Source organism: Halorubrum tibetense, from assembly GCF_042661865.1.
Lineage (GTDB): Archaea > Halobacteriota > Halobacteria > Halobacteriales > Haloferacaceae > Halorubrum > Halorubrum tibetense.
Genome location: NZ_JBHSWW010000234.1, coordinates 1 through 3,838, shown reverse-complemented (window position 1 = coordinate 3,838; position 3,838 = coordinate 1). Strand labels below are relative to the sequence as shown.

Here is a 3,838-nt window from a genome sequence, read left to right as displayed (position 1 = left end):
CGCCGAGGGGCTCCGCCGTGCCGCCACCGCCGACGTCGACGCCACTGTGTACGCCGTATCGACGGTCCAAGAGGAGCTCGGCCTGCGCGGCGCGCGAGCGCTCGGCGTCGACATCGACCCGGACCTCGCGGTCGCGCTCGACGTCACGGTCGCCAACGACGTCCCGCAGATCGGCGAGGAGGCGGACGCCGTGACGGACCTCGGCGCGGGGACGGCGATCAAGCTCAAGGACTCCTCGGTGATCACCAGCCCGAAGGTCCACGGTCGACTCACCGACGTGGCCGAGGCCGAGGGTATCGAGCACCAACACGAGGTGTTGCCCGCGGGCGGCACCGACACCGCCGGCTTCCAGAACACCCACGGCGCGAAACCCGTCGGCGCGATCTCGATCCCGACGCGGTACCTCCACACCGTCACCGAGACCGCCGACGGCGACGACATCGCGGCGACGATCGACCTGTTGACCGCGTTCCTGGAGTCGGAGACGGGGGAGCACGACTACACCCTATAAATACGCGCTGCCGGGAGGGGGCCTGTCGAAGTGGCGTCCGCCACAGACCAAACTCGTTTTAAGCGTCGGTGTCGAACCGGGACCCAAGGTAGATATCCATGGAAATGCCACGTCGTTTCAACACGTACTGCCCTCACTGTGACTCCCACCAGGAGCACGAGGTCGAGAAGGTTCGATCGGGTCGGGCAACCGGAATGAAACGCGACGCACGCCAGCAGCGTCGTGCGCTCGCGACGATCGGCAACGCCGGCGGGTACTCGAAGGTTCCCGGTGGCGACAAGCCGACGAAGAAGACCCACCTGAACTACCGCTGCAGCGACTGCGGCAAGGCCCACATGCGCGAGGGCTGGCGCGCGGGCCGACTCACGTTCCAGGAGTAACATGGCGGGAAGCTTCTACCTCCTGGCGTGTGACGAATGCGGAAACGAACAGGTCGTCTTCGGCAAGGCCGCTTCCACGGTGTCGTGTGCCGTCTGTGGCGCGACGCTCGCGACCCCGACCGGCGGGGAGGCCGAGCTGCACGGCGAGATCGTCGAAACCGTTGAGGCACGGTAACCGCCTCGCCATCTCGATATGAAGTACAGCGGCTGGCCCGAACCCGGGGAGCTCGTGGTCGGCGAGGTCGACGAGATCGCCGACTTCGGCGTGTTCGTCGATCTCGACCAGTACGAGGAGAAACGCGGCCTCTGCCACATCAGCGAGGTCGCCTCCGGCTGGATCAAGAACGTCCGTGACCACGTCCGCGAGGGACAGACGGTCGTCGCCAAGGTGCTGGAGGTCGACGAGTCCTCCAACCAGATCGACCTGTCGATCAAGGACGTCAACGAGCACCAGCGCAAAGAGACGATACAGGACTGGAAGAACGAGCGAAAGGCCGACAACTGGATGCTCATCGCCCTCGGCGAGGACGTCGCCGACGAGCAGTACACCGAGGTGGCCAACGCGCTCCTCGTCGAGTACGAGTCGTTGTACGACGCCTTCGAGGCGGCCGCGATCCGCGGCGAGGAGGCCCTCGAAGACGTTGCGATCGACGAGGACGCGGTCGAGGCGGTCGTCGCCGCGGCCCGCGACAACGTCTCAGTCCCCTACGTCGACGTCACCGGCTACGTCGACCTCGAATCACCGGCACCGGACGGCGTCGACGACGTGAAAGCTGCCCTCGATGCGGCGGAGGGGAACGGCGAGATCCCCGACGGCGTCGAGCTCGAGGTGGGGTACGTCGGCTCCCCGGAGTACCGGATCAAGGTCCGCGCGCCCGACTACAAGACGGCCGAAGACCAGCTCGAGGCGGCCGCGGGGCGCGCCCGCGAGTCGATCGAGGCGGCCGGTGGTGCCGGCGAGTTCCATCGCGAGCGCCGCGAAGACGACGAGTAACCCCCCGATATCCGGTTCCTTCTACACCCCGAACCACGCACCGTCCCCGCCAATGCACTCCGACATCCGCGTCTGTTCGAACTGGGAACACGCCCACGAGCGTCCGGTGTACACGCTCGGCGATCGCTGTCCGAAGTGTGACGCACCCGCCGAGAACAGCGCTCCACCCCCGTTCGACCCCACCGACCGGTACGGCGAGTATCGGCGGCGAGCGCGCCCCGACGGCCCGGATTGACGCTGTCGGGCACTAGGGGAGTGCGGGAGCCGACCGAGGCCGTCGAGGACGCCCGAATAGCCACCCTCTTGTGACCGCCGCCCGTCCGAACTCGGTATGGAGGACATCGAGATCGACGAGGTGGCGACACCGGAGCTCGACGACCCGGTGCTGATAGAGGGGCTTCCGGGCGTCGGCCACGTGGGGAAGCTCGCAGCCGAACACCTGCTCGAGGAGTTCGACAGCGAGCTCGTTCGGCGGGTGTACGCGACGGAGTTCCCGCCACAGGTGAGCGTCGACGGCGAAGACGGGGTCGCGTCGCTGACCTGCGCGGAGTTCCACACGGTCGAAATCGACGAGGGACCGGACCTGCTCGTGCTCACGGGCGATCATCAGGCGGGATCGAACGAGGGACACTACCGGCTCACCTCGACGTTCCTCGACATCGCGGATTCGTTCGGTGCGGAGCGGGCGTTCGCGCTCGGGGGCGTTCCGACGGGCGAGCTCGTCGAGGAGTACACGGTGCTCGGCGCGGTCTCGGCGGCCGAACTCGCGGACGACCTCCGGGAGGCGGGCGTCGAATTCCGACCCGACGAGCCGGCCGGCGGGATCGTCGGCGTGTCGGGGCTCATTCTCGGATTGGGCGGGCGTCGCGGGTTCGAGTCGGCGTGTCTGATGGGGGAGACGAGCGGCTACCTCGTGGACCCGAAGAGTGCGCAGGCGGTGTTAGAGGTACTCGAAGCCCGACTCGGCTTCGAGATCGATTACGCCTCCTTGGAAGACCGAGCGGAGGAGATGGAGGAGGTCGTCGGCAAGATCCAGGAGATGCAGGAGGGTCCCGCGCTCCCCGACGACGACCTCCGGTACATCGGCTGAACCGGATGGCGATCCCGGGGGCCGTCGGCCGAACGGCACGACGGCCCACGGTTCCGGCAGACCTAAACGCTGTCCCTGATCATCGTTCGTGTATGACCGAGGTACGCGTCGCCGGAGTCGGGCTCACGCGGTTCGGCAGCCACCCCGAGCGCACGGGACGGGACCTGTTCGCGGAGGCGGCCGCGAGCGCGTTCATGGATGCCGGCGTCGATCCCGACGCGGTCGACGAGCTCAACTACGGGAACTTCATGGGAGCGCTCACCGAGCACCAGGGCCATCAGGCCCCGCTGATGGCGGAGGCCGCCGGACTCGCCTGTCCGGCGACACGGTACGAGGAGGCGTGTGCCTCCGCGGGCGTCGCGGTCCGGGAGGCGGTCAGAACCGTCCGATCCGGCGAGGCGGACGTCGTCCTCGCCGGCGGGATGGAGCGGATGACACACCTCGACACCGACGGGGCCACCGAGGGGCTCGCCATCGCGGCCGACGACCTCTTCGAGGTTCGCGCCGGGATGACGTTCCCCGGAGCGTACGCGCTGATGGCGCGCGCGTACTTCGAGGCGTACGGCGGGAGCCGCGAGGACCTCGCACACGTGGCGGCGAAGAACCACGCGAACGCCGTCCCGAACGAGTACGCGCAGTACCGCCGCGAGGTGTCCGTTGAGGAGGCGCTCGACTCGCCGCCGGTCGCCTCGCCGCTCCACCTCTACGACGCCTGTCCCATCACCGACGGCGCGAGCGCGCTCGTGATCGTCTCCGCCGACTACGCCGACGAACACGACCTCGACGCGCCGGTCGCAGTGACCGGATCGGGACAGGGAGCGGACCGGATGACGCTGGCGGACCGCGACCACCTCGCGCGGACG

The 3,838-nt window shown here is 68.3% G+C and carries 7 protein-coding genes; all 7 read left to right on the top strand.

What is annotated here, in order from left to right; all coding sequences use genetic code 11:
- Window positions 1-511: M20/M25/M40 family metallo-hydrolase (locus ACFQEU_RS12655; RefSeq protein WP_379782681.1), on the top strand; the 511-nt coding region annotated here is incomplete at its 5' end.
- Between the two features lie 98 nt (window positions 512-609).
- Window positions 610-891 carry a 50S ribosomal protein L44e gene (locus ACFQEU_RS12650; protein WP_209484564.1) on the top strand — a complete coding sequence of 94 codons (282 nt, stop codon included), beginning with the start codon at window positions 610-612 and terminating at the stop codon, window positions 889-891.
- A gap of 1 nt (window position 892) precedes the next feature.
- Entirely contained in the window at window positions 893-1,066 is a 174-nt protein-coding gene (locus ACFQEU_RS12645) for a 30S ribosomal protein S27e (protein WP_379782678.1), read from the top strand.
- 18 nt (window positions 1,067-1,084) lie between these two features.
- Window positions 1,085-1,885, top strand: coding sequence for a translation initiation factor IF-2 subunit alpha (locus ACFQEU_RS12640; protein WP_379782675.1), 801 nt, complete (start codon window positions 1,085-1,087; stop codon window positions 1,883-1,885).
- Between the two features lie 52 nt (window positions 1,886-1,937).
- A complete protein-coding gene (locus ACFQEU_RS12635; protein ID WP_379782673.1) occupies window positions 1,938-2,120 on the top strand; it encodes an RNA-protein complex protein Nop10 in 183 nt (60 codons plus the stop codon).
- Between the two features lie 96 nt (window positions 2,121-2,216).
- Window positions 2,217-2,975: a proteasome assembly chaperone family protein gene (locus tag ACFQEU_RS12630; protein WP_379782671.1), complete on the top strand. Its 759-nt coding sequence runs from the start codon at window positions 2,217-2,219 to the stop codon at window positions 2,973-2,975.
- 92 nt (window positions 2,976-3,067) lie between these two features.
- Window positions 3,068-3,838 (top strand): thiolase family protein (locus ACFQEU_RS12625; RefSeq protein WP_379782669.1); only part of this gene is annotated, 771 nt, incomplete at its 3' end.

What these genes read in the sequence shown, in the direction of transcription:
- ACFQEU_RS12645 (WP_379782678.1), top strand. Translation starts at nt 893, where the DNA reads ATGGCGGGAAGCTTCTACCTCCTGGCGTGTGACGAATGCGGAAACGAA.
- ACFQEU_RS12640 (WP_379782675.1), top strand. Translation starts at nt 1,085, where the DNA reads ATGAAGTACAGCGGCTGGCCCGAACCCGGGGAGCTCGTGGTCGGCGAG.
- ACFQEU_RS12635 (WP_379782673.1), top strand. Translation starts at nt 1,938, where the DNA reads ATGCACTCCGACATCCGCGTCTGTTCGAACTGGGAACACGCCCACGAG.
- ACFQEU_RS12650 (WP_209484564.1), top strand. Translation starts at nt 610, where the DNA reads ATGGAAATGCCACGTCGTTTCAACACGTACTGCCCTCACTGTGACTCC.
- ACFQEU_RS12630 (WP_379782671.1), top strand. Translation starts at nt 2,217, where the DNA reads ATGGAGGACATCGAGATCGACGAGGTGGCGACACCGGAGCTCGACGAC.